Raw genomic sequence first — 21,759 nt, 5'->3', positions numbered from 1 at the left:
TGTGGATGCACCGCCTGCAAAAAAGCCACCCTTGCGGGTGGCTTCTTCGTTGCCGGCAGGGCGACGGATCAGTGCGTGGTCGTTGCCGGGTTGCCCGCGTCCTGGGTCAGCAGGCGGTTGACGTCCTGCAGTTCGGCCACGTCCAGCGCACCCAGCGACTGGCTCAGCAGCAGGCGGTTCTGCAGGAAGGTGTAGCGGGCCTGGGCGTAGTCCAGCTGCGCCGAGAACAGGATGCGCTGGTTCTGGATCACGTCCAGCACGGTACGGGTACCGACTTCCAGGCCGACCTGCGAGGCGTCGTATGCGCTCTGCGCCGAGACTACCGCCAGGCGGCGTGCCTCCACTTCGCTGATGCCCTGAACCAGGGTCTGGTAGGCATTGCGGGTGTTGCGGTCCAGGGCGCGCTTCTGCTGCTCGTAGCCGTCCTGGGCGATGTCACGCTGGGCCAGCGCCTGGCGCACGCCGGACTGGGTGGCACCACCGGAGAAGATCGGCACGCTCAGGGTCAGGCCGATGCTGTTGGTGCGTGCATCCGGCGACAACGATCCGGCGCCGGTACTGTCACCCCAGGTCGCGCTCTTGCCCCAGCTGCCGCCCAGCGACAGGGTCGGGTAATGGCCGCCACGGGCAGCCTGCACGCCGGCTTCGGCGGCGCTGACCTTCAGTTCCTGCGCCTTCAGCGCCGGATTCTGGTTGGTGGCCTGGTGCACCAGCTCATCGATGTTGCCGCGGTTGGCCGGCACTTCCGGACGGAAGTCGGCCGGCAGGCCGCGCAGGTTGACCACCGGCTGGCCGGTCAGTTCGGTCAGGGCCTGGTAGTTATCGGCCAGGGTGTTCTGCGCAACGATGGTGTTGGCGCGCGCCTGGTCGTACTGGGCGCGTGCTTCGTGCACGTCGGTGATCGGCGCCAGGCCCACTTCCAGGCGCTTGTCGGCGAAGTCGAACTGCTTCTTCGCGGCCGCTTCATTGGTCTGTGCGGCGTTCAGCGATTCGATCGCCACCAGCACGTTGAAGTAGGCCGCCGAGGTGCGCACGATCAGGCTGTCGTTGGCCGAATCGAGGGTGAAGTCCGCCGCCTTGCTCAGCTCACGCTGCGAGCGCAGGTTGTTGATCTGGGTCCAGTTGAACAGCGTCTGGCTGCCGTCGATCGTGTAGGTGCGGCGCTTGCTGGTGAACGAGCCGGAGTTGGCGTCGGCATTGGGCTCGCTGCGCGTGCGGTTCAGCTGGGCCTGGCCGTTGATCTGCGGCAGCAGGGCAGCGCGGGCCTGCACGGCGCCTTCCTTGTCGTACAGCCGGGTCGATTCGGCGGCGGACAGCTGCGGATCGCCATTGCGCGCCATTTCGTAGACCTGCAGCAGGTCGGCGGCATGGGCGGACAACGGCAGCAGGGCAGTGGCCAGCGCAACAGCGAGGGATCGGCGGATCATTGCGGCTTCCTTGGACTCAGAGGTGGAACTGGGGGGCCGGGGCGGCACCACGCAGGTAATCGATATCGGTCTCGAACAGGGACTCGCTGCTTCCGTCGGCCTTGACCAGCAGGGCCTCCATCGCCGGCGAACGGCCATGGATCACGAACAGGCGACCACCCGGACGCAGCCACGAAGCGAACTGTGACGGCACCACGTCGACCGCACCAGTGACACAGATCACGTCAAAGCGGCGTTCGGTCTGCCAGGACAGGGCGTCGGCCACTTCCACGCGGACGTTGGTGCCCAGGCCGGAGGCGTCCAGGCGGGCGCGCGCGGCGGCGGCCAGTTCCGGGTCGATTTCCAGGCTCAGCACGTCGCGTGCCAGCGCGCCGATGCAGGCCGACAGGAAGCCGCTGCCGGTGCCGATTTCCAGCACTTCGTCACCCGGCTGCAGGTCCAGCGCCTGCAGGGTACGGCCCTCGATGACCGGCTTCATCATCTTCTGGCCATGGCCGATCGGCAGTTCGACATCGGCGTAGGCCAGTGCCCGGTGTGCATCGGCGACAAAGGCCTCGCGCGGCAGGCGGGCCAGGACGTCGAGCACCTTGATGTCCAGCACGTCCCAGGGACGGATCTGCTGTTCCACCATCAGTTCGCGGGCGTGGGCGTAATCAATCGTCATGAGGTTCAAATCCAGCGCAGTGGGCCGGCCATTTTACCGGTGCCGGAGGCCGGCGGCGCGCCCAGAGCATCAGCTGCCGGGGGGCCGGGGTCGCAGTGCCGGAAGTCATCGCGACCTCCGGTTCGTTCAGTTTTGGTTATTCAGCCGTCCCGGCCCCTCGCGGCGCATAGGCGCGCAGGAAGAAGTCGATGCTGGCGGTCACGTGGGTGAGAGGGTCGCACTCCACCGGTGACAGTGGCATGCCGCACATCATATGCATGTGCACTTCGCCCTTGACCAGGGTCAGGAACTGCTGGCCAGCCAGGTAATAGTCGGGGATCTCCAGCTCGCCGCGTTCGCCGCGGGCGCGCAGGAAGTCGGCCAGGGCCTCGCAGGTACGCTCCGGGCCGGCCTGCCAGAACAGCTCGCGCAGGCGTTCGTCGGTCTCCGGCGCCATCATCATGCGCTGGATCGAGATCGCCGCGTCGGAGGTGATCAGCTCGAAGAAGGCCAGGCCGATGCCGATCAGCTGGTCGCGCAGCGGACCGTCCGCGTCGGCCACGAACAGCGCGTCGGGCAGCATTTCGATGCACTTTGACTGCACGGCCTCGGAGAACAGGGTCTCCTTGTCGCCGAAGTGGCTGTACACAGTCAGCTTCGAGACGCCGGCCTGAGCGGCGATGGTGTCCATGCTCACGCCGGTATAGCCCTGTTCGATGAACAGTGCCTTGGCTGCTTCAAGGATCGCCGCGCGCTTGCCGAGGTCCTTGGGGCGCCCGGGTCCGGCGGCCTTGGCAGCGGGCTTGGCCGACGGCTTGCGGGAAGTGTGAGAACTCATCACGACAATACTAGACCAAGCGGTTCGATATTTATACTATACCGGCCGGTTTATTAAATTGGGCCGGCAGTCGCGGCTCCTCCCTTAGTTGCAACCCTGCGTTTTCAGGACGTTGACCGATGAAGATCGTGCGCTGGATGGGCGGTATGGTGTGGATGGCTGCGCTGGCAGCCTGTTCGGGACAGGAACAGGCGCCCCAGGCGGCCGTGCCGGTGCTGGTGGTTCACCCCGGCGAGCAGGCCGGGCAGGCGCCGGCGGCGTTCCCGGGGACGGTGCGTGCGCGGCAGGAAAGTCCGCTGTCGTTCCGCGTCGGCGGCAACCTGGTCAAGCGCCACGTCGATGCCGGGCAACGGGTGAAGAAGGGCGACGTGCTGGCCGAACTGGACGTGGCCGACTTCGCGCTGCAGGCGCGCGCCTCGCAGGCGCAGCTGGCGGCGGCCGAAGCCGATCTGGTGCGTGCCCGCGATGACCTCAAGCGCTACCAGGTGCTGGCCGACCAGCAACTGGTCAGCCGCTCGCAGCTGGACCAGCAGTCCGCCGCGTTCAAGGCCGCGCAGGGGCAGGCCAACGCGGCCCGCGCCAACCTCGATGTGCTGCGCAACCAGGCCGAATACGCACAGCTGCGCGCGCCGGCCGACGGCGTGATCGCCAGCCGCGAGGCCGAAGCCGGGCAGGTGGTGTCCGCCGGCCAGACCATCTTCAACCTGGCCGCCGACGGTGCGCGCGAAGTGCTGATCGACCTGCCCGAGGCCACCATCCGCGACTATGCGGTGGGCCAGCCGGTCGAGGTGGAGCTGTGGAACCGCCCCGGCCAGCGCCTGCCGGGCACGATCCGCGAGATCGCTGCCGCCGCCGATCCGCAGGCACGTACCTATGCAACCCGGGTCAGCCTGCCCGCCGATGCGCTGGCCGATGTCGAACTGGGCCAGAGCGCGCGCGTCTACAGCAGCGCCGGCCGCCACGGCACCCTGCAGCTGCCGCTCGGCGCGCTGCAGCGCGGTGCCAACGGTGCCGCCAGCGTATGGGTGGTCGATCCGGCCAACAGCACGCTGAAGGCCGCAGCAGTCACCACCGGTGCCTACGGCAGTGAGACGGTGCCGGTGCTGTCCGGCGTGGGTGCCGCTGACTGGGTGGTCGCTGCCGGCGGACACCTGTTGCGCGCCGGCCAGCCGGTGATCGCCGTGGACCGCCAGAACCGCCCGGTGCTGAAGCCGGCCACGCCGGCCGCTGCCGCCAAGGCCAAGGAGTAAGCCGGTGCGCCGCTTCAATCTTTCCGAGTGGGCGTTGTCCAACCGTCCGCTGGTGCTGTTCGCGATGCTTGCCTTCGCGCTGATCGGCGCATGGTCGTACAAGCATCTGGGCCAGTCCGAGGATCCGCCATTCACCTTCAAGGCGATGGTGGTGCGCACGCTGTGGCCGGGCGCCACCGCCGAACAGGTCTCGCGGCAGGTGACCGAGCCGATCGAGAAGGCGCTGATGAACACCGGCGAGTACGAGTTCATCCGCTCGTATTCGCGCCCCGGCGAATCGCAGGTCATCTTCATGGCGCGCGACAGCCTGCGTTCCAGGCAGATCCCGGACCTGTGGTACCAGGTACGCAAGCGCGTGGGCGACATCCGTGCGACGCTGCCGCGCGAGATTGTCGGCCCGTTCTTCAACGATGAGTTCGGCGACACCTACGGCAACATCTATGCGTTGACCGGCAAGGGCTTCGACTACGCGGTGATGCGCGACTACGCCGATCGCATCCAGCTGGAACTGCAGCGCGTGCCCGACGTCGGCAAGATCGACCTGGTCGGCCTGCAGGACGAGAAGGTGTGGATCGAGCTGTCCAACACCCGGCTGGCGACGCTGGGTGTGTCGATGCAGCAGGTACAGCAGGCGCTGGCCGACCAGAATGCGATCACCGGCACCAGTTTCTTCGAGACCGCCACCGATCGCGTGCAGCTGCGCGTGACCGGCCAGTTCAACGACATCGACGCCATCCGCCAGTTCCCGATCCGTGCTGGCGACCGCACCGTGCACCTGGGCGACATCGCCGAGGTCAAGCGTGGCTTCGCCGACCCGGCGTCGCCGAAGATGCGCTTCATGGGCGAGGAGGCGATCGGCCTGGCGGTGGCGATGAAGGACGGCGGTGACATCCTCAAGCTGGGCGCCAACCTCGATGCCGAGTTCGAGCGGCTGCAGAAGACCCTGCCGGCCGGCATGCAGCTGCGCAAGGTGTCCGACCAGCCGCAGTCGGTGGAGGAGTCGGTCGGCGAGTTCGTGCAGGTGCTGACCGAAGCGGTGGTGATCGTGCTGCTGGTCAGTTTCTTCTCGCTGGGCCTGCGTACCGGCCTGGTGGTGGGCGTGACCATTCCGCTGGTGCTGGCGATGACCTTCTTCGTCATGCACTACTTCGACATCGGCCTGCACAAGATCTCGCTGGGCGCGCTGGTGCTGGCGCTGGGCCTGCTGGTGGACGATGCGATCATCGCGGTGGAGATGATGGCCACCAAGATGGAGCAGGGCTTCGATCGCCTGCGCGCGGCCAGTTTCGCCTGGGAATCGACCGCATTCCCGATGCTGACCGGCACATTGATCACGGCGGCCGGCTTCCTGCCGATCGCCACGGCGGCATCAAGCACCGGTGAATACACCCGTTCGCTGTTCCAGGTGGTGACCATCGCGCTGGTGGTGTCGTGGATCGCAGCGGTGCTGTTCATCCCGTACCTGGGCGACAAGATGCTGCCGGACCTGTTCAATCCGCAGCCGCCGAAGCCGGGCAGCCTGTCCGCGCGCTGGCTGGCCAGGCGCCAGCAGTGGGCCGACCGCTATCCGGCGCTGGCCAACCTGATCGCACCGCCGCAGCACGGGCACGACCACGATCCCTACCAGCGCCCGTTCTACCGCAGCTTCCGGCGCTTCCTCGACGCCTGCCTGCGCCGCCGCTGGTGGGTGATCGCCGCGACCATCGCGCTGTTCGTGTTCTCGCTGATGATGTTCCGCTTCGTGCCGCAGCAGTTCTTCCCGGACTCGACCCGGCCGGAACTGATGGTGGACATCGAGCTGGCCGAGGGGGCGTCGCTGCGCTCGACCCAGGCCCAGGCCGAGAAGCTGGAGAAGCTGCTGTCCAGCCGCGAGGGCATCGCCAACTACGTGTCCTACGTGGGCACCGGTTCGCCGCGCTTCTACCTGCCGCTGGACCAGCAGCTGCCGGCGACCAACTTCGCCCAGTTCGTGGTGTTGGCCAAGGACATCAAATCGCGCGAAAGCACCCGTGACTGGCTGCTGCACGAGGTGATCCCGAAGTTCCCGGACGTGCAGATGCGCGTGACCCGCCTGGAGAACGGCCCGCCTGTCGGTTATCCGGTGCAGATGCGCATCTCCGGCGAGCACATCGAGAAGGTGCAGGCGATCGCGCGCCAGGTCGAGGCCAAGGTGCGTGAGAACCCGCACGTGATGAACGTCAACCTGGACTGGAGTGAGCCGAGCAAGGTGGTGCGGCTGGTGATCGACCAGGAGCGTGCCCGCGCGCTGGGCGTGAGCAGCGCCCAGGTCAGCCAGTTCCTGGCCAGTTCGCTGGCCGGCCAGTCGGTGAGCGTGTATCGCGAAGGCAACCGCCAGATCGAGATGCTGCTGCGTGGACCGGCCGATGAACGCAACCAGCTGGAGCTGCTGTCCAGCCTGTCGATGCCGACCGCCAACGGCGGCAGCATCACGCTGTCGCAGGTGGCGACGATGGAGTACGGCTTCGAGGACGGCATCATCTGGCACCGCAACCGGTTGCCGACCGTGACCGTGCGCGCCGACATCAGCGATGGCATGCAGGCGCTGGACGTGGTGCACCAGATCGTGCCCACGCTGGATGACATCCGTGCCGAGCTGCCCAGCGGCTATCTGCTGGAGACCGGCGGCACCGTGGAGGATTCGGCGCGTGGGCAGAACTCGATCAAGGCCGGCATGCCGCTGTTCCTGGTGGTGGTGGCCACGCTGCTGATGCTGCAGCTGCGCAGCTTCTCGCGTGCGGCGATGGTGCTGGTGACCGCGCCGCTGGGCATCATCGGTGCGACCCTGTTCCTGCTGCTGTTCCGCGCGCCGTTCGGCTTCGTCGCGCTGCTGGGCACGATCGCACTGGCCGGCATGATCATGCGCAACTCGGTGATCCTGATCGACCAGATCCAGCAGGACATCGATGCCGGGCATGACCGCTGGCATTCGATCATCGATGCCACCGTGCGCCGTTTCCGCCCGATCGTGCTGACCGCGCTGGCGGCCGTGCTGGCGATGATTCCGCTGTCGCGCAGTGCGTTCTACGGCTCGATGGCGATCTCGATCATGGGTGGCCTGATCGTGGGCACGGTACTGACCCTGGTGTTCCTGCCGGCGCTGTACGCGGCGTGGTTCCGGGTCAAGCCGGATGAATCCGGGGCTTGATGCCCCGGGTTTTCAGGCCCGGGTCAGAGCCCTTTCCCGCTGGGAAAGGGCTCTGACCCCATCCACGTTGTGCACATCCACGCATGGCGTGGATCTACCGCGGTGGGCCTGGTAGGTGCCAACCTTGGTTGGCACTGATGCGTGCATCCATGCATGGCGTGGATCTACTGATCTGCGCGGCGTGCATCCACGCATGGTGTGGATCTACTGCAGCTGCAGGCCGCTCCGCAGCACTGGCAGCAACCATTCGATGAACACCTGCACGCGTTGCGCGCGGTGCTGCCGATGCGGTTGCAACAGGGTCACCGGCAGCGGTTGCGCCACGTGCTGTGGCATCACTTCAACCAGCGCACCGGATTGCAGTTCGGCCTGCACGTCGTAGCGCGGAATCTGCAGCAGGCCGAGCCCCGCCACGCAGCACGCGATCGAGGCCTCGGCGCTGTTCACCCGTACCCAGCCAGGCATCGGCAGCGTGCGCAGCTGGCCACTGTCCTGCCATTCCCACGGTTCCACCCGCGCCGTGGTCGGCGATGCGTAGTTCACCGCGCGGTGCTGCTGCAGGTCGGCAGGATGCTGCGGTACGCCGTGCTCGCGAAGGTAGGCCGGCGCGGCGACGTTGACGAAGTCGAGCTGTCCCAGCATGCGCGCGACCAGGCTGGAATCACCCAGCTGTCCGACCCGCAGCACCGCGTCACAGCCGTCTTCGATCAGGTTCACCGCGCGGTCGGTCATGCCCAGGTCCACTTCCACCTGCGGATGGCGCGCGAAGAAGTCGGGCAGCGCCGGGGCGAGGATGCGGCGGCCGATGCGGCTGGGCACATCGATCTTCAGCAGGCCCACCGGCTGCGCGTCGTCCTGCCGGAACAGCGATTCGGCGTCTTCAACTTCGGCGATCAGGCGCAGGCAGCGGGCATGGAACACGTCGCCGTCGTGGGTGGTGGAGACCCGCCGGGTCGAGCGCTGCAGCAGGCGGGTACCGAGCCGCTGCTCGAGCTCAGCCACCGCCGCGGAAACGGTGGAGCGGGGCAGGCCGAGCTGGTCGGCGGCGCGGGTGAAGCTGGCGCATTCCACCACCCGGGTGAAGATGCGGAAGCGATCGATCCGGTCCATTGTTCGCTTGCTCTGGAAAGTTAAGTCAATGTGGCGGGCTTTATCCGCATTTTCTGCACGATATCGTCGGCAGGGCAGGGTTGCCACCCCGGGCAGCCCCCTCCCGAGACAGACGCCATGACCGACCATTCCCTCAAGGGCAAGACCGTGCTGATCGCCGGTGGCGCCAAGAACCTGGGCGGCCTGCTGGCCCGCGACTTCGCCAGCCAGGGCGCCAAAGCCATCGTCATCCACTACAACAGCGCCGCCACCCAGGCCGATGCAGAGGCGACCGTTGCCGCCGTGCAGGCCGCCGGCAGCACGGCCGTTGCCTTTCAGGGTGACCTGACGTCGGCCGCAGCGATGGAGCGCCTGTTCGCCGATGCCGTGGCAGCGGTCGGTCGCCCTGACATCGCCATCAACACGGTCGGCAAGGTACTGAAGAAGCCGCTGCTGGAGATCAGCGAAGCGGAGTACGACGAAATGAGTGCGGTCAACGCCAAGGCTGCCTTCTTCTTCCTGAAGGAGTCCGGCCGCCACGTCAACGACGGTGGCCGCATCTGCACCCTGGTCACCTCACTGCTGGGCGCGTTCACGCCGTTCTATTCAAGCTACGCCGGCACCAAGGCACCGGTCGAGCACTTCACCCGTGCGGCGTCGAAGGAGTTCGGCGAACGCGGTATCTCGGTGACCGCGATCGGCCCCGGTCCGATGGATACGCCGTTCTTCTATCCGGCCGAGAGCGCCGATGCGCAGGCGTATCACAAGACCGCGGCGGCACTGTCGGCGTTCACCCGCACCGGCCTGACCGACATCGCCGACATCGTGCCGTGGATCCGCTTCCTGGTCACCGATGGCTGGTGGATGACCGGGCAGACCATCCTGGTCAATGGCGGTTACACCACCAAATAACGCAGCCACGCATGGGCGTGGCTCTACTGTGGTGGTGGGTGCCAACCTTGGTTGGCACGGATGGCTGCATCCACCCGTGGCGTGGATCTACAGTAGAGCCACCCCACGGGTGGCTGCGCACAATGTCCAAAGGGAGAGGCGCCACGCATGGCGTGGCGCTATCGGATCAGTTGAGTCTGGCCAGCACCGCATCCGTGGCGGCGGCGGTGCTCACCGCGTGGCCCTTTGCCGCCAGGTCGGCGGTGAACACGCCGTCGTCCAGCACGGCGTGCACGGCGGCTTCCACCGCGGCGGCTTCCGCTTCCAGCCCCAGCGAATGGCGCAGCAGCATCGCCGCGCTGAAGATCGTCGCGTACGGATTGGCGATGCCCTTGCCGGCGATGTCCGGGGCCGAACCATGGATCGGCTCGTAGATGCCGACCGCACCGGGTTCGCCCAGCGAGGCCGACGGCAGCAGGCCCAGCGAGCCGGCCAGCATCGACGCCTCATCGGTGAGGATGTCGCCGAACATGTTCTCGGTGACGATCACGTCGTACTCGCGCGGCTTGGCCAGCAGGTGCATCGCCATCGAATCGACCAGCTGGTGTTCCAGTGCCACGTCCGGGAACTCCTCGCGGCCGATGCGTGCCGCCACGTCACGCCACAGGCGCGAGGTTTCCAGCACGTTGGCCTTGTCCACCGAGGTGACCTTGCCGCGACGCTGTTGCGCCAGACGGAACGCACTGCGCAGCACGCGCTCGATCTCGGCCACGGTGTAGCGGCACAGGTCGCTGGCGCTGTCGGCATCGCGGGTCTTGTCGCCGAAGTAGATGCCGCCGGTCAGTTCACGCACCACCACGAAGTCCACCCCCTGCAGCAGCTCCGCCTTGATCGGCGAAGCGTGCAGGGCGGCTTCATGGGTACGCACCGGGCGCAGGTTGGCATACAGGCCCAGCGCCTTGCGGATCGCCAGCAGGCCCTGCTCCGGGCGCACCTTGGCGTTCGGGTCGGACCACTTCGGGCCGCCGACCGCGCCCAGCAGCACCGCATTCGCGGCCTGGCAAGCCGCCAGGGTCGACGCCGGCAGCGGCTCGCCGTGGCGGTCGATGGCGATGCCACCGATGTCGTGCTCGCTGAAGGTGAAGGTGTGGTTGAAGCGTTCGGCGACCGCCTTCAGGACGGCCACTGCCGCGGCGGCCACTTCCGGGCCGATGCCATCACCGGGCAGGACAACAATTTCAGCGTGCATGCTCACTCTCGTAGCGTTCGATTTCAGGGACACGGCCCAACAGATACCCCAACTGGTCGACGCCTTCCAGCAGGCAGGTCTGCGAGAAGCCATCCAGCGGGAAGGAATAGACGCGGCCATCCGGGGTGCGCAGTTCGCGCGAGGCCACGTCGATGGTCAGCTCATCATCCGGGCGCTGCATCAGCGCCTGCACGTCGGCCTCGTCCAGCACGATCGGCAGCAGGCCGTTCTTCAGCGAGTTGCCGCGGAAGATGTCGGCGATCTCGCTGCTGACGATGGCGCGCAGGCCCAGGTCGGTCAGTGCCCACGGCGCATGCTCGCGCGAGGAGCCGCAGCCGAAGTTGCGGCCGGCCAGCAGGATACTGCGGCCGGCGTTGTGCGGCTGGTTGAAGGCGAAGTCGGCCACCGGTGCGCCGTCGGCCTGCCAGCGCCAGTCATTGAACGCATTGCGGCCCAGGCCGGCGCGCTCGGTGGTGGACAGGAACCGCGCCGGAATGATCTGGTCGGTGTCGATGTTGGTCTGGCGCAGCACCACGCTGGCCGAGGTCAGGGTACGGAAGCCGGCCATCACGCCACCTCCTGTGCGAACAGTTCGCGGGTATCGGCAACGTGCCCGTTCACCGCGGCCCATGCCGCGCTCATCGGCGAGGCCAGCAGCGTGCGCGAACCGGGGCCCTGGCGGCCTTCGAAATTGCGGTTGCTGGTGCTCACGGCCAGCTGGCCGGGCGCAACCAGATCGCCGTTCATGGCGATGCACATCGAACAGCCCGGCTCGCGCCACTCGGCACCGGCCGCGCGCACGATCTCGTGGATGCCTTCGGCCTCGGCCTCGCGCTTGACGATCTCCGAGCCCGGTACCACCAGCATGCGTACCCGCTCGGCGACGCGACGGCCGCGCAGCACCTGAGCCACTTCGCGCATGTCGCTCAGGCGGCCATTGGTGCACGAGCCGACGAACACCACGTCCACCGGCGTGCCCGCCAGCGCCCTGCCGGCCTGGAAGTGCATGTAGTCCAGGCCCTTCTGTGCGGCGGCATCGTTGGCCGCCGGAATCGGCGCATCCACTGCGATGGCGGTGCCCGGATGGGTGCCCCAGGTCAGGGTCGGACGGATATCAGCGGCGTCGATGTGCACTTCGCTGTCGAAGCGTGCGCCCTCATCGCTGCGCAGCTGCTGCCAGCGCGCCACTGCGGCGTCGAAGTCGGCGCCCTTGGGACCACGCGGGGTCGCGGCGACGAAGTCGAAGGTGACCTGGTCCGGCGCCACCATGCCGGCGCGTGCGCCGGCCTCGATCGACATGTTGCACAGGGTCATGCGCTGTTCCATGTCCATCGCTTCGATGGTGCTGCCTCGGAACTCGATCACGTGGCCGGTGCCACCGTTGACGCCGATCACGCCGATGATGTGCAGGACCACGTCCTTGGCGCCGACGCCTGGCGCCAGTGGGCCATCGACGGTGATGGCGAACGTCTTGGCCTTGCGCTGCAGCAGGCACTGCGTGGCCAGCACGTGGCCGACTTCACTGGTGCCGATGCCGAACGCCAGCGAGCCGAACGCACCATGGGTGGAGGTGTGGCTGTCGCCACAGACGATGGTCATGCCGGGTTGGGTAAAGCCCTGTTCCGGCGCGATCACGTGGACGATGCCGCGGTTGTCCGAGGCCATGTCGAACAGTTCGATGCCGTGCTCGGCGCAATTGCGCGCCAGCGTGGCGACCTGCGCCTCGGAGGCGGCGCTGGCGTAGGGCAGCGTGCCGTCCGCGGCGGCCGGCAGGGTCGGCGTGGAGTGGTCCATCGTCGCCTTGGTGCGGTCCGGCCTGCGCGGTGACAGGCCGCGTTCGCGCAGCTCGGTGAACGCCTGCGGCGAGGTCACCTCGTGGATCAGGTGCAGGTCGATGTACAGCACGGCGGGCGCGCTGTCGGATTCAGGGACAACCACGTGGGCGTCCCACAGTTTGTCGTACAGGGTGCGGGGTGCGGAGGTCATGCGTGTGCCTGGCAGAAGTACGAAGGTGCGGACATCGGGAAAGATAACGAATGGATCATGTCAGCGGCGACGGGCGAGTACCCGCAGCCGCACGTAGTCGGCCAGCGGCTGGCCAGCAGCATTGCGCGGCAGATCGGCCAGCAGTGCGGTGGCGGCCTCGCGCACGGTGGCGCGTGCCTCGGCCGGCAGGTCGTCCAGCAGCGGTGCGGCGAACACGCGCAGCCAGCCGGCCACGCCGGTCGGCAGTGCGGTCGGGCGCGGCGTGCACTCGATCAGCTGCACCTGGAAGCCATGCTGGCGCAGGCGATCGGCGTAGGCATCGGCAGTGGGGAAGTACCACTGGAAGGCGCTGGCACCATGGCCGTGGGCCACTCGCGCGGCCTGCACCGCCGCGATGATCGTGGCCACGTTGCCATGGCCACCGAACTCGGCGACGAAGCGGCCGCCGGTGCGCAGCGCGCGGCGCACACCTTCCAGCACGCGGTCCGGGGTGCCCATCCAGTGCAGTGCCGCATTGCTGAACACCGCATCGAACTCAGCGTTGAAGGTCAGTGCGTGGCCATCCATCACCTGCGCATCGACGCCGCGCGCACGCGCGGCGATCACCAGTTCCGGTGAGGCATCCACACCGTGGATGTGCGCGCCGCTGAGCGCCAGCTCGGTGCTGAGCACGCCATCGCCACAGCCCAGGTCGAGGATGCGTTCACCGGCGCGCGGGTCGAGCAGGCGCGATACCGCGCCGCCGAGCAGCGGCACGAAGCCGGCGTCGATCGCATAATCCTGGGCGTTCCACTGCTGGCCAGCGGCGCTGGTCGGGGTGGGGGTGTCGAAGGCGCTCATGTCGGGTTCCTCAGGCGGTGGCGGGGGTGGGAACGTCGGTGCTGCTGTGGGTGGTGGCCTGGCGCTGGCGCAGCAGGCGGTTGGCCACATCCAGCCAGGCCAGCGCGGAGGCTTCGATGATGTCCTTGCTGGTGCCGGTGCCGTCGTACTCCACGCCCTCGTGGCGCACGCTCAGGTTGGCTTCGCCGCGCGCATCGGCGCCGATGCCGACGCTGTGCACGTGGTAGCTGTCCAGCATCAGCTGCACGCCGGTGGCAGCCGACAGCGCGCCGAACAGCGCATCGACCGGGCCGTCGCCCTGCGCGGTCTCGGCCACGCGGTTGCCGTCCGGGTCGGACAGTTCGACCAGTGCATTGGCGCGGCTGCCGACGTCGCTGATGGTCATCGACGCCAGGCGATAGCCCTGCGCGTTGGAGCCGCCCTGCATCAAGGTTTGCAGGTCGGCATCGGTGACCACGCGCTGCTGTTCGCACAGGCCCTTGAACTGCTCGAACACCAGCTTCAGTTCGTCTTCGTCCAGCCAGAAGCCCAGCGCACGCAGGCGCGCTTCGACGGCGGCGCGGCCACTGTGGCGGCCCAGCACCATCTGCGAATCCTCCCAGCCCACGTCTTCCGGACGCATGATTTCGTAGGTGCCGCGATGACGCAGCATGCCGTGCTGGTGGATGCCCGATTCGTGGGCGAACGCGTTGGCACCGACGATGGCCTTGTTGCGCTGTACCGGCATGCCGACCAGGCGCTGCAGCAGCTGCGAGGTGCCGACGATGCGCGGGGTGTTGATCGAGCTGTCCTGCTCGTAGAAGGCCTGGCGTACCTTCAGCACCATCGCGATCTCTTCCAGCGAGCAGTTGCCGGCGCGCTCGCCGATGCCGTTGACGGTGCACTCGACCTGGCGTGCACCGCCTTCGATGGCGGCCAGCGAGTTGGCCACCGCCAGGCCCAGGTCGTTGTGGCAGTGCGCGCTGAAGATCACATTGGCGGCATTGGGCACGTCGGCGACGCCGGCGATGACCTGCTGGAACATCGCGCGGATCTCTTCCGGCGTGGTGAAGCCGACGGTGTCGGGCAGGTTGATGGTGGTGGCGCCGGCGGCAATGGCCACGCGCGAAACCTCGATCAGGTAGTCCAGCTCGGTACGGGTGGCATCCTCGGCCGAGAACTCGACGTCGTCGATGTAGGAGCGGGCCAGCGAGACGTGCTTGCGTACCGACTCCAGTACCTGCTCGCGGGTCATCCGCAGCTTGTGCTCGCGGTGCAGCGGGCTGGTCGACAGGAACACGTGCAGGCGCGGGTTGGCTGCGGCCTCCAGCGCACGTGCGGAGGTCTCGATGTCGGCCTGCAGGCAGCGCGACAGCACCGCCAGGCTCAGGCTCGGGCGGCGCAGTTCGCGGCCGATCAGTGCCATCGCCTCACGGTCGGACTGCGAGCTGGCCGGGAAGCCGGTCTCGATGATGTCCACGCCCAGTTCGTCCAGCGCACGCGCCATCACCAGCTTCTGCGGCGGGCTCATGCTGCAGCCGGGGGACTGCTCGCCGTCACGCAGGGTGGTGTCGAAGATGCGGATGCGCGGGGTGGTAATTCGTTCGATGGTGGTCACAGGGAAATCTCCTCGACAGCGGGTGCGACGGCTTGCAGGGGGGAAGGGGAAGACGTGGGGGATGCGGGAGCGCTGGCCTTGGCCGGCGAGCGCGGGGTTTCACTGCGCCGTCGCCGCGGTTTGCGTGGCGGGCGCGGACGGATGTCGGTGAGCAGGCCGGCCAGGACACCGGCATCGATGTTGCCGCCGGAGACCACCGCGCACTTGCGGCGACCGGCGACGCGGCGGCCGGCCGCCAGCGCCAACGCACCCGCGCCCTCGGCGATGATGTGTTCCTCCAGCGCCAGCCGGACCAGGGTTTCGCGCAGTTCGGCCTCGCGCACGATCACCACATCGTCCAGCAGCGAGGTGCACAGGCGGCGGGTCAGGAAGCCGGGAATCTTCACCCGCACGCCATCGGCCAGCGAGGCGACGGGGGCGATCTCGCGCACGTCGCCACGGATCGCACGCGCCATCGAATCCACGCCCTCCACCTGCGCGCCGACCACGCGCACGCCCTGTGACTTCAACGCCAGAGCAACGCCGGAGGCCAGGCCGCCGCCGCCGATCGGCACGATCACCACATCCGGCGCGTGCGCGGCCAGCTCGATGCCGACCGTGCCCTGGCCGGCGATCACGTCGGCATCGTCGAACGCGGACAGGAAGCGGTAGCCGTGGCGTTGTGCCAGTTCAACCGCGAAGGCGTAGGCCTCGTCATAGCTGGTGCCGTGCTGGCGCACGGTCGCGCCCCAGTGGGCGACGCCGGCGATCTTGGTGGCGGGCGCGCCGTGCGGCATCACGGTGATGGCCGGCACGTCCAGGCGGTAGGCCGCCCACGCCACGCCCTGGGCATGGTTGCCGGCCGAGGCGCAGATCACCGGCCGGGTATCGCCGCGCTCGCGGCCGGCCAGCAGCGCATTCAATGCGCCGCGTACCTTGTAGGAACCGGTGCGCTGCAGGTTCTCCAGCTTCAGCCAGGTGCCGAAGCGCTCGGCATGGTGCAGCGGGGTGGGTGGCAGGAAGCGGCGCAGCCGGGCCTGCGCCGCCAGTACGTCGGCGACGCTTACGTCGCCGACATCGCTTTCCTGGCTGGCATCAGCGGCCGGCATGGGCCACCAGCGGGGTGCAGGCGACCGCCGCATGCGGGCACGGGCGGCGAAGAAGACGCCTCCGTACCGGCACCGTGGTCACTACGGTACGGGTGTTCATACGGATGCTCCTTCCACGGCGGTGACCTGCACGGACACGCAGTCGTAGATCTTCTCGATCTGCCGGCACAGCGTTTCCGCCGGGCGCTGGCCATCCACCACCAGCTGCAGGTGCCAGCGGCCATCGTCGGCGGCCACCGGCGCACCGCTGATCGCACGCGGTGCGAAGCCACGGCGTTCGGCCATGCCGATCACGCGCAGCAGCGCGCCTTCGGCCGGGTGCAGCACCAGGTCAAGCCGGTATTGCATTGGGGGTCTCCTGGCGGGCATGGGCAGGGTTGCTTTCCAGCATCGTGCTGTTGGCGGTGTTCGGCGGCACCAGCGGCCACACGTTGGCGCGTGCATCGATGGCCACGTGCAGCAGCGCGGGGCCGGGCTCGGCCAGCAGCGCGGCCAGCCCACCCTCGACGTCATCGCGTGCATCGATGCGGGTCGCGGCAATGCCGAACACCTGCGCCAGCGCCACGAAGTCCGGGTTGTCGGACAGGTCGATCTCGCTGTAACGCTCGGCGAAGAACAGCTCCTGCCACTGCCGCACCATGCCCAGCGAACTGTTGTCCAGCAGCACGATCTTCACCGGCAGGCGGCAACGCGCGATGGTCGCCAGCTCCTGCACGTTCATCATGAAGCTGCCGTCGCCGGACACCAGCACCACGGTGCGATCGGGGCAGGCGAACTGCGCACCCATCGCTGCCGGCAGGCCGAAGCCCATGGTGCCCAGCGCGCCACTGGTCAGGTGGTTGCGCGGGTGGTTGAAGCGGCAGTGCTGCGCCACCCACATCTGGTGCTGGCCGACATCGCAGGCGATCACCGCATCGGCCGGTGCCAGCTCGCTCAGGCGCTTCAGCAGCGCCGGGGCGTAGATGTGCTGGCCCGGTGCGTCGTAGCGCGCTGCGAAACGATCGCGATGCTGTGCACAGCGCCTGCGCCATGCGTCCTGGTGGGCCTTGGGGGAGGGGAAGGCCGCACGCAGGGCGCGGATGGCATGGCCGACATTGCCGGGCACGGCGACATCGGCGCTGCGCAGCTTGGAGATCTCGTAGGCGTCGGCATCGATGTGGACGACACGGGCGAACGGTGCGAACTCCGCCAGCTTGCCGGTGGCGCGGTCATCGAAACGCGCCCCCAGCACCAGCAGCAGGTCGCTTTCCTGCACCGCCATGTTGGCTGCGCGGGTGCCGTGCATGCCCAGCATCCCCAGCGACTGCGGGTGGTTGGCCGGCAGCGCGCCCAGCCCGCGCAGGGTCATCACGGTGGGGATGGCGCTGGCTTCGACGAAAGCGCGCAGGTCCTGCACCGCATCGCCCAGCGCGATGCCGCCACCGGCGTAGACCACCGGCTTTTCGGCGGCCGCCAGTGCGGCGATGGCTTCGGCGATGGCCGCTTCGGCCGGCGCAGGCGGCGGCTCGACGCTGCTCGGCACGTGCGCCGGCAGATGACTGGCATCGGCCAGCTGCACGTCCTTGGGCAGGTCGATCAGCACCGGGCCGGGCCGGCCCTCGCGGGCGATGCGGAACGCATCGGCGACCACGCGCGGCAGGTCGTCGACACTGCGCACCAGCCAGCTGTGCTTGACGATCGGCAGGGTCAGGCCGAACACATCCAGTTCCTGGAAGGCGTCAGTGCCCAGCAGCGGCGTGGCGACCTGGCCGGTGATGCAGACCATCGGCACCGAATCCAGCATCGCGTCGGCGATGCCGGTGACCAGGTTGGAGGCGCCCGGGCCGGAGGTGGCCACGCAGACGCCCACCTGGTTGCTGGCGCGGGCAAAGCCATTGGCGGCCAGTGCCGCGCCCTGCTCATGGCGCACCAGGACGTGCTTCAGCGACGAATCCACCAGCGCGTCGTAGAACGGCATGATGGTGCCGCCGGGATAGCCGAACAGCGTGTGGACGCCCTCGGCCTCCAGCGCCTGGGTCAGCCAGCGCGCGCCGTTGGGCGGCGCGCTGCGATGTGTGGAAGAGTTCATGGGGGAACCTTGCAAAGCGGGTGGGGGAGGCCGCGCGGTTACGCGGCCTGTCCTTGCAACCAGACCATCTTGGCGCGCAGTTCCTTGCCCACCTTTTCGATCGGGTGCTCCAGGTCGGCCTGCTTGAACTTGTTGTAGTTCGGCAGGCCCGCTTCGTACTCGGCCACCCAGTTCTTGGTGAAGGTGCCGTCCTGGATGTCCTTCAAGACCTCCTTCATGCGCGCCTTGGTGCCGGCGTCGATCACCCGCGGGCCACTGACGTAGTCGCCGTACTGCGCGGTCTCGGAGATGAACTCCAGCATGCGCGAGATACCGCCTTCATAGAACAGGTCGACGATCAGCTTCAGCTCGTGCAGTACTTCGTAATAGGCGATCTCCGGCTGATAGCCGGCTTCGACCAGGGTTTCGAAACCGGCCTGCACCAGTGCCGAGGCACCGCCGCACAGCACCGCCTGCTCGCCGAACAGATCGGTCTCTGTCTCTTCCTTGAAGGTGGTCTGGATCAGGTTGGCGCGGGCGCCACCCAGTCCGGCCGCATAGGCCAGGGCGTACTCGGCCGCCTTGCCGCTCTTGTCCTGATAGACCGCCCAGATGCACGGCACGCCACGGCCGATTTCATACTCGCGGCGCACCAGCGCACCCGGGCCCTTCGGCGCGACCAGTACGACATCCAGGTCCTCGCGCGGCTTGATCATGTCGAAGTGCACGTTCAGGCCGTGCGCGAACAACAGCACCGCACCCTGTTTCATGTTCGCGGCCAACACATCGTCGTAGAGCTTCTTCTGCACCATGTCCGGGGTCAGCACGGCAACCAGATCGGCATCCTTCACCGCGTCGGCCGGTGCTTTCACGGTGAAGCCATCGGCCTGTGCCTTGACCTCGGTCGGGCCACCCGGACGCAGGCCTACCACCACGTCGAAGCCGGATTCGCGCAGGTTCAGTGCGTGGGCGCGGCCCTGGCTGCCGTAGCCGATGACGGCGATCTTGGTCTGGGGCAGGTCGTTGGTGCTCATGGGGGAGGTTCCTTGCGGTGGGAAGAAAAAAGAACGGCCGGTCGTCGGGGTGACGTGCCGGCCGGTCAGGGGAAAGCGGTGGAGGAGGCGCCGTGCATCGCACAGGCACAGCCACCACGAGGCATCGTGGTGGTGTGGGTCTGGGTTTTGCGTTGGGCGTTGTGCATGGTGGTTGCGTCTGAAACCAGGTCCTGAAATGAAAAAACCCGCACCGGGGCGGGTGCGGGTTTTTGAAGAGTTCCGGTGTGTTTGTTGCTTACACGCTGGCTCGTCCCGCACCTGTTGGTTGGGTAATAAGTACGAGCACAAGAATCGAACGCAGCGAGGCGGGGCCGGTGTCGGCGGCTTCGATGTGGGTTCGCGGTGGCGTGTTGTGATGCAACATGTGATCGAGAGAAACACAGCCGTTTCGGCGATGTCAACCCTCGCGACGGAATTCTTGTCGGTTTCCGCTGCATCCAGCGTAATCGCTTGTGGCACAAGGATGGTTGCCGCTGAAAATGTTTCGGTGAACCCGAATTCACTCCTTTCAGTCCGGTTTTTGCGCGGAATCCGGCGGGTTTTCGCCTTGGCGGGTGCGGACCTTCCGCACCCACCCCGGGATCAACGTCCATGACCTCTGCCCGATACCGCATGAAGGCCGCAGCGGCGAAGATCGAGGGACCACTCTTCCATCGGAACCCGACCGTGTCCCGACGCCTTGCCCGTTCCCTGCTGGCCGCTGCTCTACTGGCCGCTGTGCCTGCACTGTCTTCTGCCGCCGACCGCATCACCGGCCACACCTTTGCCACCCGTTCGGAGGTGATCGCCCCGCATGCGATGGCCGCCACCTCGCAGCCGCTGGCCACCCAGATCGCGCTGGACGTGATGAAGGGCGGTGGCTCGGCGGTGGACGCGGCGATTGCCGCCAATGCCGCGCTTGGCCTGATGGAGCCCACCGGCAACGGCATCGGCGGCGACCTGTTCGCCATCGTCTGGGACCCGAAGACGCAGAAGCTCTATGGCTACAACGGTTCGGGCCGTTCGCCGAAGTCGTTGACCCTGGCCGAGTTCCAGCGCCGTGGCCTGAAGGACATCCCGGCAACCGGCCCGCTGCCGGTCTCCGTGCCCGGCGCAGTCGACGGCTGGTTCGCGCTGCACGACCGCTTCGGCCGCAAGCCGATGGCCGACAACCTGGCGCCGGCCATCCGTTACGCCCGCGAGGGCCATCCGGTAGCCGAGGTGATCGCCTACTACTGGGACCGCTCGGTGCCCAAGCTGTCGCAGTACCCGGGTTTCAAGGAACAGTTCACGATCAACGGCCACGCCCCGCGCAAGGGCGAGATGTGGAAAAACCCGAATCTGGCCAGCACGCTGCAGAAGATCGCCGACGGCGGCCGCGATGCCTTCTACAAGGGCGATATCGCCCGCACCATCGGCGACTACTTCAAGGCCAACGGTGGCTACCTGAGCTACCAGGACATGGCCGACCACCACGGTGAGTGGGTCGAACCGGTCAGCAGCAATTACCGTGGCTACGACGTGTGGGAGTTGCCGCCGAACAGCCAGGGCATCGCTGCGCTGCAGATCCTCAACGTGCTGGAAGGCTACGACTTCTCGAAGATCCCGTTCGGATCACCGGAACACGTGCACCTGTTCGTCGAAGCGAAGAAGCTTGCCTTCGCCGACCGTGCGCGCTTCTACGCCGACATGGCGTTCCAGCCGGCGCCGGTGCAGAAGCTGATCTCCAAGGAGTACGCCGCACAGCGCCGCGCGCTGATCTCGATGGACAAGGCGCTGAAGGAAGTGCAGCCGGGCACGCCGAAGCAGCTGGAAGAGGGCGACACCATCTACATGACCGTGGCCGACGCCGACGGCATGATGGTGTCGCTGATCCAGTCCAATTACCGCGGCATGGGCAGCGGCATGGCGCCGCCGGGGCTGGGCTTCATCCTGCAGGACCGTGGCGAGATGTTCGTGCTGCAGAAGAATCATCCCAACGGCTATGCACCGGGCAAGCGGCCGTTCCAGACGATCATCCCGGCGTTCATCACCAAGAGCGGCAAGCCGTACGCCAGCTTCGGCGTGATGGGCGGCGCGATGCAGCCGCAGGGCCACGCGCAGATCGTGATGAACCTGGTGGACTTCGGCATGAACCTGCAGGAGGCCGGTGATGCACCGCGCATCCAGCATGAGGGCTCGACCGAACCGACCGGGCAGGCCACGGCGATGACCGACGGTGGTGAGGTGAATCTGGAAACCGGCTTCCCGTATGAAACGGTGCGTGCGTTGATGCGCAAGGGACATCGCATCGTGTTCGCCGATGGTCCTTATGGCGGATACCAGGCGATCATGCGTGATCCCGAGACCGGGGTTTACTACGGTGCTTCGGAGAGCCGCAAGGATGGGCAGGCGGCGGGGTATTGAGGTTTTCCGGCGGGCGCAGCCCCCTCTGCGGTGGTGATTCAGCGATGCTTGGCTTGGCCGGGCGGGTGGGCTGGTCGGGGGACGCCGTGAATCCGTCCCTGGAGGCTTGGCCGCGGCATCCATGCCGCGGACACCCCCGCCCAGCCCACCCGCCCGGCCCCTGACCGTTTCCGTGGCCATCACCGCAGGAAGAGAAAGAAGAAGATCA

17 protein-coding genes are annotated in these 21,759 nt (G+C 67.5%); 4 read left to right on the top strand and 13 right to left on the bottom strand.

The features are described 5' to 3' along the window. Positions 1-68: 68 nt before the first annotated feature. The 3 genes from ACZK1G_RS18465 to ACZK1G_RS18455 form a co-directional block, all read right to left on the bottom strand. A complete protein-coding gene (locus ACZK1G_RS18465; protein ID WP_049442915.1) occupies positions 69-1,427 on the bottom strand; it encodes a TolC family outer membrane protein in 1,359 nt (452 codons plus the stop codon). 16 nt (positions 1,428-1,443) lie between these two features. Further along, the gene (locus tag ACZK1G_RS18460) at positions 1,444-2,091 is read right to left on the bottom strand and encodes a protein-L-isoaspartate O-methyltransferase family protein (RefSeq protein WP_014648346.1); all 648 of its coding nucleotides are present in this window, start codon (positions 2,089-2,091) and stop codon (positions 1,444-1,446) included. 136 nt (positions 2,092-2,227) lie between these two features. Further along, the gene (locus ACZK1G_RS18455; RefSeq protein ID WP_014038415.1) at positions 2,228-2,908 is read right to left on the bottom strand and encodes a TetR/AcrR family transcriptional regulator; all 681 of its coding nucleotides are present in this window, start codon (positions 2,906-2,908) and stop codon (positions 2,228-2,230) included. Positions 2,909-3,027: 119 nt separating this feature from the next. Between ACZK1G_RS18455 and ACZK1G_RS18450 the strand changes: the two genes are divergently transcribed. Both ACZK1G_RS18450 and ACZK1G_RS18445 read left to right on the top strand, forming a co-directional pair. Beyond that, positions 3,028-4,158: an efflux RND transporter periplasmic adaptor subunit gene (locus tag ACZK1G_RS18450; protein ID WP_101766043.1), complete on the top strand. Its 1,131-nt coding sequence runs from the start codon at positions 3,028-3,030 to the stop codon at positions 4,156-4,158. A 4-nt stretch (positions 4,159-4,162) separates the two neighbouring features. Continuing rightward, a complete protein-coding gene (locus ACZK1G_RS18445; RefSeq protein WP_101766042.1) occupies positions 4,163-7,324 on the top strand; it encodes an efflux RND transporter permease subunit in 3,162 nt (1,053 codons plus the stop codon). Between the two features lie 204 nt (positions 7,325-7,528). On the opposite strand, the gene ACZK1G_RS18440 is transcribed toward ACZK1G_RS18445, so the two are convergent. After that, entirely contained in the window at positions 7,529-8,434 is a 906-nt protein-coding gene (locus ACZK1G_RS18440) for a LysR family transcriptional regulator (protein WP_049442919.1), read from the bottom strand. A gap of 117 nt (positions 8,435-8,551) precedes the next feature. Between ACZK1G_RS18440 and ACZK1G_RS18435 the strand changes: the two genes are divergently transcribed. Further along, positions 8,552-9,325: an SDR family oxidoreductase gene (locus tag ACZK1G_RS18435; RefSeq protein WP_101766041.1), complete on the top strand. Its 774-nt coding sequence runs from the start codon at positions 8,552-8,554 to the stop codon at positions 9,323-9,325. 166 nt (positions 9,326-9,491) lie between these two features. Here the strand turns inward: ACZK1G_RS18435 and leuB are convergent, their stop codons facing one another. The 9 genes from leuB to ilvC all read right to left on the bottom strand — a co-directional run bounded on the left by leuB (position 9,492) and on the right by ilvC (position 19,145). Further along, positions 9,492-10,553, bottom strand: coding sequence for a 3-isopropylmalate dehydrogenase (gene leuB, locus ACZK1G_RS18430; protein ID WP_049442921.1), 1,062 nt, complete (start codon positions 10,551-10,553; stop codon positions 9,492-9,494). Continuing rightward, the gene (leuD, locus tag ACZK1G_RS18425; protein WP_049442922.1) at positions 10,543-11,121 is read right to left on the bottom strand and encodes a 3-isopropylmalate dehydratase small subunit; all 579 of its coding nucleotides are present in this window, start codon (positions 11,119-11,121) and stop codon (positions 10,543-10,545) included. The genes leuB and leuD overlap by 11 nt, the downstream gene beginning before the upstream one ends. Then, positions 11,121-12,539, bottom strand: coding sequence for a 3-isopropylmalate dehydratase large subunit (leuC, locus tag ACZK1G_RS18420; RefSeq protein WP_049442923.1), 1,419 nt, complete (start codon positions 12,537-12,539; stop codon positions 11,121-11,123). Before leuC ends, leuD begins: the two co-directional genes overlap by 1 nt. Before the next feature lie 60 nt (positions 12,540-12,599). Continuing rightward, positions 12,600-13,379, bottom strand: coding sequence for a class I SAM-dependent methyltransferase (locus ACZK1G_RS18415; protein ID WP_049442924.1), 780 nt, complete (start codon positions 13,377-13,379; stop codon positions 12,600-12,602). A 10-nt stretch (positions 13,380-13,389) separates the two neighbouring features. Beyond that, positions 13,390-14,976, bottom strand: a complete 1,587-nt coding sequence (locus tag ACZK1G_RS18410) for a 2-isopropylmalate synthase (RefSeq protein WP_049442925.1) — start codon at positions 14,974-14,976, stop codon at positions 13,390-13,392. Beyond that, positions 14,973-16,064, bottom strand: a complete 1,092-nt coding sequence (locus tag ACZK1G_RS18405; RefSeq protein ID WP_049442926.1) for a threonine dehydratase — start codon at positions 16,062-16,064, stop codon at positions 14,973-14,975. The genes ACZK1G_RS18410 and ACZK1G_RS18405 overlap by 4 nt, the downstream gene beginning before the upstream one ends. 96 nt (positions 16,065-16,160) lie before the next feature. Next, the gene (locus ACZK1G_RS18400; protein WP_014038403.1) at positions 16,161-16,412 is read right to left on the bottom strand and encodes an ACT domain-containing protein; all 252 of its coding nucleotides are present in this window, start codon (positions 16,410-16,412) and stop codon (positions 16,161-16,163) included. Next, positions 16,396-18,132 carry an acetolactate synthase 2 catalytic subunit gene (gene ilvG / locus ACZK1G_RS18395; protein ID WP_049442927.1) on the bottom strand — a complete coding sequence of 579 codons (1,737 nt, stop codon included), beginning with the start codon at positions 18,130-18,132 and terminating at the stop codon, positions 16,396-16,398. Before ilvG ends, ACZK1G_RS18400 begins: the two co-directional genes overlap by 17 nt. A 38-nt stretch (positions 18,133-18,170) precedes the next feature. Then, positions 18,171-19,145, bottom strand: coding sequence for a ketol-acid reductoisomerase (gene ilvC, locus ACZK1G_RS18390; RefSeq protein ID WP_049442928.1), 975 nt, complete (start codon positions 19,143-19,145; stop codon positions 18,171-18,173). Positions 19,146-19,757: 612 nt separating this feature from the next. On the opposite strand from ilvC, the gene ggt reads away from it, so the two are divergent. Continuing rightward, positions 19,758-21,551 carry a gamma-glutamyltransferase gene (gene ggt, locus ACZK1G_RS18385; RefSeq protein ID WP_233490799.1) on the top strand — a complete coding sequence of 598 codons (1,794 nt, stop codon included), beginning with the start codon at positions 19,758-19,760 and terminating at the stop codon, positions 21,549-21,551. Positions 21,552-21,759: the final 208 nt, after the last annotated feature.

This window comes from Stenotrophomonas sp. 109824_Sma (assembly GCF_056480025.1).
The sequence above is the reverse complement of the archived record's forward strand: the minus strand, read 5'-3'. Positions and strand labels throughout refer to the sequence as shown.

Bases quoted from the DNA above. Each gene is read 5' to 3' on its own strand.
- ACZK1G_RS18465 (WP_049442915.1), bottom strand. From the start codon at position 1,427: ATGATCCGCCGATCCCTCGCTGTTGCGCTGGCCACTGCCCTGCTGCCG.
- ACZK1G_RS18450 (WP_101766043.1), top strand. From the start codon at position 3,028: ATGAAGATCGTGCGCTGGATGGGCGGTATGGTGTGGATGGCTGCGCTG.
- ACZK1G_RS18405 (WP_049442926.1), bottom strand. From the start codon at position 16,064: ATGCCGGCCGCTGATGCCAGCCAGGAAAGCGATGTCGGCGACGTAAGC.
- ACZK1G_RS18440 (WP_049442919.1), bottom strand. From the start codon at position 8,434: ATGGACCGGATCGATCGCTTCCGCATCTTCACCCGGGTGGTGGAATGC.
- ACZK1G_RS18455 (WP_014038415.1), bottom strand. From the start codon at position 2,908: ATGAGTTCTCACACTTCCCGCAAGCCGTCGGCCAAGCCCGCTGCCAAG.
- leuD (WP_049442922.1), bottom strand. From the start codon at position 11,121: ATGGCCGGCTTCCGTACCCTGACCTCGGCCAGCGTGGTGCTGCGCCAG.
- ACZK1G_RS18435 (WP_101766041.1), top strand. From the start codon at position 8,552: ATGACCGACCATTCCCTCAAGGGCAAGACCGTGCTGATCGCCGGTGGC.
- leuC (WP_049442923.1), bottom strand. From the start codon at position 12,539: ATGACCTCCGCACCCCGCACCCTGTACGACAAACTGTGGGACGCCCAC.
- ilvC (WP_049442928.1), bottom strand. From the start codon at position 19,145: ATGAGCACCAACGACCTGCCCCAGACCAAGATCGCCGTCATCGGCTAC.
- ACZK1G_RS18400 (WP_014038403.1), bottom strand. From the start codon at position 16,412: ATGCAATACCGGCTTGACCTGGTGCTGCACCCGGCCGAAGGCGCGCTG.
- ACZK1G_RS18415 (WP_049442924.1), bottom strand. From the start codon at position 13,379: ATGAGCGCCTTCGACACCCCCACCCCGACCAGCGCCGCTGGCCAGCAG.
- ACZK1G_RS18460 (WP_014648346.1), bottom strand. From the start codon at position 2,091: ATGACGATTGATTACGCCCACGCCCGCGAACTGATGGTGGAACAGCAG.
- ggt (WP_233490799.1), top strand. From the start codon at position 19,758: ATGACCTCTGCCCGATACCGCATGAAGGCCGCAGCGGCGAAGATCGAG.
- leuB (WP_049442921.1), bottom strand. From the start codon at position 10,553: ATGCACGCTGAAATTGTTGTCCTGCCCGGTGATGGCATCGGCCCGGAA.
- ilvG (WP_049442927.1), bottom strand. From the start codon at position 18,132: ATGAACTCTTCCACACATCGCAGCGCGCCGCCCAACGGCGCGCGCTGG.